The organism is Nocardia seriolae NBRC 15557 (genome assembly GCF_007990715.1).
Classification (GTDB): domain Bacteria; phylum Actinomycetota; class Actinomycetes; order Mycobacteriales; family Mycobacteriaceae; genus Nocardia; species Nocardia seriolae.
Genome location: NZ_BJWY01000215.1, coordinates 1 through 5869, shown reverse-complemented (window position 1 = coordinate 5869; position 5869 = coordinate 1). Strand labels below are relative to the sequence as shown.

Genomic DNA, 5869 nt, shown 5'->3' with positions numbered 1-5869 from the left:
GGACACTAGATTTGCTGGCCATGGGCGCGTCGTTTTCGACCGAGCTGATGGGCTGGAAGCCGAGCAAGAAGAACAAGCTCGGCTGGAGGTGGGTTCCGAATACCGCCGACGTCGACAGTGTTACCAGTCTGACGTTGGCGGGGCACGCACTCGAGCAGCTCGGTAAAGCGAACCCGAACCTAAATCCCGGGCTGAACTCTGCTGTGCCACCAAAGGATCCGGGCGGGCTGCTGGAGCAGCGGGTTCTCGAGGATCTGACGGACCGGTTGCCGACGCTGGACTCGACCCGGAAATGGGCCCTTGCCCGGGGCCAGAGCATTGCGGGGTACGCGCAGTACCAGCACCTGGCCGGGGTGAAGGCTGCGATCGGTAAGGACCCGAATCTTCTTGTGACCTTGGGGACTGACTATCTCATCAAGCCGGATGTGCTGGTTGGCCTGCTCGGAACCTCAACCGGCACAATGCATCCGTGGCTGCACGCCGCCGTCGCGTGCAAATGGACAATACGGTCCGACCGTGTGCAGAACATCCGCCACGAGAACAGCAACATGATCAGGCACAGGCGCGGTCGGCTGCCTCATCTGGTCACTGTTACGGCCGAGCCTCTTCCGACGCGGCTGGCGGCGATTGCGCGTGGAACCGGCGAGGTCGACGCTACATATCACATTGCATACGAAGAGCTATCGGTTGCGGTTGCCGAGTATGGCAACGATGAGCAGCGCTCGGCCTGGGATGAGGTGACCAAACAAGGTCGGCTTCTCGACTACAGCACGCTCGCAAGATCATTGGTGGAGTGGTAGGTCTCAGGAACGGCCACGGCCGAGAGCGCGTTCCAGCACGGCGTCGGCGTCCGCGCGCCTGTCGTTCTGGTTGAGCTCGAGAAGAATCTCGAGCACCTCACGTTCGGCGCGGCTTCCCGCATGACCGATGATCGTTGCTGCGGCATCGTGCATTTGCCGGTCACGGCACGCGGCAATGGCGCGTGCGGTTTCGGTTGCCGGGGCTTCGGTGCCGGCGTAGCGGAGCACGCTGTTGAGCCGGGTGAGGTCGCCGTCTGCAACGTAACGGGTGACATCGTCGACGGCTGTCCATGCAACGTCGATACGTTCGTTGTTGTGCCGGTCCCCCTTGCCATGGGGGACCGGCACAACGGGCTCCACGGTGGTGGCCGAGTCGTCCGCCGGCTCGGGTGCATCGGAATCGTCCGGATTGTCGAGATCTGGTGTGCCGCAATCTGTGCAGGCTGCCCCGCATGACACACAGGTATTGGTGGGTAGATGAGGAGCCCAGCAAAGGGCGAGTCGGCGCCGCAGCAACTCGTCCCAGTCGATGAACTGCTCTTCCTGATTGGATGCCGCGAGCTCGTACAGCGATCTGAGCGCTTTGACCTCATCATCCCCGGGTGCAACTCGGCACTTGGCATGCGCCAGGTTCGAGAGCATGGACCTGTTCACGTAGATGTCCTTGGCGACCTGGCGAGACGAGCGGGTGTCCTGGCGAACGAGATCCCGTACGGTCTCGGCAAACCTGCGTTCGACAGCCGAAAGGCCCGAACTGAGTTCATGGAACTCTCCGCGTGGCGGCAAGCTGGTTCTCCCCCTTCAGAATTGACGTAGCCAGCCTGCCACCGCTTGCCGGATTCATTCCAGCGTCCACTCACGATTGCTGTCCACCGTTCTTGGACACGTCAGCTCTTCCGGTCTGTCGGCGGATGCTGTTCAGTTACATGGGAACCGGGACACGGCCGGATGAGTGGCTACGGGATTGGTCTCGGGCCTGTATTGCTTCATAGATGTGAGAAAGGTTGGATACCCATGCCTACGCCGTCCTGGAAGGACCCGAAACTTGGCACGATGAAGCGGGTTGCGCTGTGGCTGGTGCAGGAGGTTGGCGTCGGCGAGATGTTCACAAAGACACAGCTCCGCGAAGCGTTCCCTGAGACCTCTCAGATCGACCGGCGAATGCGGGATCTGCGTGATTTCGAATGGCGGATAGACACCAACCGTGAGGATCCGACTCTTGGGTCCCATGAACAGCGCTTTGTTACCCAGGGCGCGGCGGTCTGGGAGCCCGGTAAGGCGACACGGAAGACCGGTATCACAGTGACCGCCAGCGAACGGCACACATTGTTGATGCGAGATGGGCACAAGTGCCGCTCGTGCGGAATCGGCCCTGGCGAGCAGTATCCCGGCACCTATATCGCATCGCAACTGGATGTCGCGCGCAGGCCCGTACGGCAGTCCGATGGTGATACCACGGTTGAGTTGGTCATCGAATGCAACCGCTGCCGTGTTGGTGGCCGGGATCTGACCGCGGATCTGCGGGATGTCCTCGCCCGGATCGAACAGCTGCCGTTCTATGAGCGGAAGATGCTGGCTGACTGGGTGAACCGGGATGCCCGGAGTTTCAGTGAGACGGAGGCCCTGTGGGCCGCGTATCGGACCTTGCCGGCGGACTCCAGGGACCGGATTCGTGATGTCCTGTCCACGCCGGAAGGGTGAGGCGCTCTGAATACCCGGGCACTGCGAGATTGCTGCTGAATTGCCCCCGGCACGAGCATCTTTCGTCCTACCTAGATCAGATCTATCGAGGAGAATCCAGACATGTCCACGGATTACGGGGTTCCGCCCGGCGCTGAGACGACCCGCGCGATGGTCGAGGCGCGTCTGCATGAGCAGCGCGAAAAAAATGGTGTCGCAGAGACTTTGACGGTCGAGTGGCGGGGTGCGCCGCTGCATATCCAGGTTATCGATATGCCGCTGAGCTCCTTGGTCTACAACCCCGAGACCCACCGGATCCGTGCCCAGCGCAGCTACGATCCGAAACGCGACGCGATCTTGGCAGCGGATCCGTGGAGCCCGGAGAGCCAGGACTATCTCCGTTACTTGCTGACGATTCGTCCGTCGGACCCGCAGCATCGTGACCCGGACTTCGACAAGCTCAAGGAGAGTCTGGAGGAGCACAAGCAGAACGAGCCTGGCCTCATCACCCACGAGGGCGTGCTGGTCAATGGCAACACTCGATGTGCCGCGCTTCGCGAACTCAACACCACCACCAATATGCGCGTAGGTGTCTTGCCGCCCAGCTGTACCTGGGATGACATCAACGATGTCGAACTATCTCTTCAATTGCGGCAGGACAAGCGCCGCGACTACTCCTACATCAATCGTCTGCTCGCGATCGAAGAGCAGCGCAATCAGCTCAACCGGGACCTCACGGTGATCTCGAAAGCGTTCCGTACCGACACGAAGTCGGTCGAACGTGACCTGTGGGTACTCGCACAGTTGCGGGACCTGATCGCGCGCAGCAAGGTTGATGATGGCGCTTCGCTGCGTTTGATGGACCTCGAACGTTCGCAGGAGAAGCTTGCCGAGCTCTACCGTGCCTACGACAAGGAACAGGCGAAGAACAAGGAGCGCGCCGACCTGCTCAAGGAAGCTCGCTTGGCGGCGATTGTGCTCGACTTCGCCAAGACCGACATCCGCTACATCGAGCCCGATTTCCAGAGTCGGTACTTGGACAGGGTGCTTCCAGAGGAGTTCAAGCCGAAGGGCGGCGCTGCTCCCGCGACTGTCAATATTCCCGGATTGAACCGGGACGTGAGGGCAGCAGGGGCGAATGTTGTTGCTGCCCGCGAACTTACGGACAAACTGTTGCGGGCGAAGGCGGTCGAAGCGGCCGGCGAGCAGGCTGCGCCCGCGGACCACGCCGAAGCCCTCGAAGTGATCGCTTCGTTCAAGGAAGCGTTCGACGAGGCCATTGAAACCGCGGGACGGGAGGCCAGACTGCGGAAGAAGCGTCAGGCGGCCCCGGACCGGGTAAATGACGCCTGCAAGGATCTCGAGCAGTCGATCACGGATCTGGTTTTGTCCCGCGGTAATTCCAGCCTTGATGAGGGGGCGTTCGACGACGCCTTGGAGCAGCTGCGAAAAGTCCTCGGCACGCTGTCTGTCGAGGCGCGGCGGAGTATCGAACTCCCCGGTAATGGCCTCACGTGGCTGATCGCCGCCGTCGGTGACGAGCGTCCCAGGTCATGACCGATCTCGGCAGCAGGCCGTCTCTGAGACTCGGCTTCGACGTAACCCGCACGCGAGTGGAACTCCGCACACTGCCTGGGCTGCAGGACGATTTCGCGCAACTCGCGGCCCGCATAGCCACCAGTGGTCAGCGTGGCCCGGTGTCCGCGGAAGTCGATCTCGACGACTTTCTTGTGAACCTCAGCGAGCTGGCGTCCTGGGTCCATCCCGGTGTGGACTGGGACGCCGACCTCATGGCTCTCGTAAACGGTGTGCTGGATGACTCCGACACGGTCCAGCGCAATCTCGAGGCCAGCCCCGGTGAACCGACCGGAGGGGTCGAATCCCATGAAGTTGCTGGGCTTCTGGGTACGGATTGGATTGCCGATCTCACACATTTCCAGCGACGTGACATTGCCCGGCTGCTCTCGCTGCGGCACGGTGCAAACTTCAGTGTCCCGGGAGCCGGCAAGACCCGGGTTGCGCTCGCGGTTTACGCGGCGATGCGTGGACGAGTCGAAGCCCAGCGGCTGCTTGTCGTGGGCCCGAAATCCGCCTATGAATCGTGGGAGTACGAAAGCTCGGTTTGTTTCAAGGAACCACCCCGTGTAGCTGTGACCGGGCGAAACGACGATCCGCTCGCCGAGATCCGCATCGTGAACTACGAACGGCTCGAACGTTCCCTGGGAAGCCTCGCGGCCTGGCTGCGGTCGGCACCGTCGATGGTGGTGCTCGACGAAGCGCACCGCATGAAGCTGGGTGCCAGCGGCGCATACGGGTCCGCATGTCTGGCCCTGGGACCGCTGGCTGATCGGCGCCTGATCCTTACCGGGACGCCGGCGCCGAACGGTGCGAAGGACTTGGAGAATCTGCTGTCCTTCGTCTGGCCCGGGCATGGAAAGCGGGTCGTGACCGAGGCTGTCGGCGGTGGGGATCTGGCGCACGCCAGCACTGTCCTGCGGCCTTTGTTTACGCGTACGACCAAACATGAACTAGGCCTGCCGCCGTTCGAGCCGAGGGTCCGCTACTTGGATATGCCACCGGTCCACGCGGAAATTTATGAGGCGCTGAAAGGTAACTTCTCGGCCCGCGCCGAGGGCTCACGCGGCAACATCGAGGCGCTCGGTAAGGCCATGTTGCGACTGCTGATGGCAGCCACCAGCCCTGCATTGTTACTCGAAGGGGCTAGCAGGTACGAGCCACTGGAGTATCAGCTCCCGCCGTTGACTCCTACACCGGGAGAGACGCTGTTCGAGCTCCTTCAGAACCTTCCGCAGTACGAACTGTCGCCGAAATATCAGGAGACACTGAAGATCGTGTCGGACAACGCCGACAAGGGGCGCAAAACACTCGTCTGGACAACCTTTGTCCGGAGCCTCACCACGTTGGAAAAGCTGCTGGAAGGCTACGCGCCAGCTGTGGTTTACGGGGGTACAGCGGACCGTGAGGATCAGCTGCGGCGTTTCCGGGAGGATCCGAATTGTCATGTGCTGATTTCGAATCCGGCGACTCTTGGTGAGGGGATCAGTCTCCACCATGCATGCCATGACGCCGTCTACGTGGACCGCGACTTCCTGGCTGGCCGGTTCCTGCAAAGCTTGGATCGGATCCATCGCCTTGGTCTGACACCCGGAACGGAGACGCGAGTCACGATCCTGGCTACCCGCAACACGGTCGACGAGGTAGTCCGTGTCCGGCTCGAGGAGAAGCTCGAGTTCATGGGTCGGATCCTCGACGATCCTGGCGTGCAGCAACTTGCTGATCTGCAGGAGGAACCAGCCGCAGGAGCTGGAATGGACGCAGCTGACGTGCGTGCGCTACTGCGGCACCTCGAGACATCTGCGGGTTAGTAC

5 protein-coding genes are annotated in these 5869 nt (G+C 61.8%); 4 read left to right on the top strand and 1 reads right to left on the bottom strand.

Going from position 1 to position 5869, the window contains the following annotated elements; translation table 11 throughout:
• A partial coding sequence (locus NS2_RS34900; protein ID WP_261772337.1) for an NgoMIV family type II restriction endonuclease occupies nt 1-800 on the top strand: 800 nt, incomplete at its 5' end.
• Nucleotides 801-803: 3 nt separating this feature from the next.
• Here NS2_RS34900 and NS2_RS34895 read toward each other — a convergent pair.
• Complete coding sequence (locus tag NS2_RS34895) at nt 804-1586, bottom strand: hypothetical protein (RefSeq protein ID WP_147207433.1); 783 nt, start codon at nt 1584-1586, stop codon at nt 804-806.
• 228 nt (nt 1587-1814) lie between these two features.
• On the opposite strand from NS2_RS34895, the gene NS2_RS34890 reads away from it, so the two are divergent.
• The 3 genes from NS2_RS34890 to NS2_RS34880 all read left to right on the top strand — a co-directional run bounded on the left by NS2_RS34890 (nt 1815) and on the right by NS2_RS34880 (nt 5866).
• Nucleotides 1815-2501: a KpnI family restriction enzyme N-terminal domain-containing protein gene (locus NS2_RS34890; protein ID WP_033091620.1), complete on the top strand. Its 687-nt coding sequence runs from the start codon at nt 1815-1817 to the stop codon at nt 2499-2501.
• A gap of 102 nt (nt 2502-2603) precedes the next feature.
• Entirely contained in the window at nt 2604-4037 is a 1434-nt protein-coding gene (locus NS2_RS34885) for a ParB N-terminal domain-containing protein (protein ID WP_033091621.1), read from the top strand.
• Complete coding sequence (locus tag NS2_RS34880; RefSeq protein WP_033091622.1) at nt 4034-5866, top strand: DEAD/DEAH box helicase; 1833 nt, start codon at nt 4034-4036, stop codon at nt 5864-5866. The genes NS2_RS34885 and NS2_RS34880 overlap by 4 nt, the downstream gene beginning before the upstream one ends.
• Nucleotides 5867-5869: the final 3 nt, after the last annotated feature.

Bases quoted from the DNA above. Each gene is read 5' to 3' on its own strand.
- NS2_RS34890 (WP_033091620.1), top strand. From the start codon at position 1,815: ATGCCTACGCCGTCCTGGAAGGACCCGAAACTTGGCACGATGAAGCGG.
- NS2_RS34885 (WP_033091621.1), top strand. From the start codon at position 2,604: ATGTCCACGGATTACGGGGTTCCGCCCGGCGCTGAGACGACCCGCGCG.
- NS2_RS34880 (WP_033091622.1), top strand. From the start codon at position 4,034: ATGACCGATCTCGGCAGCAGGCCGTCTCTGAGACTCGGCTTCGACGTA.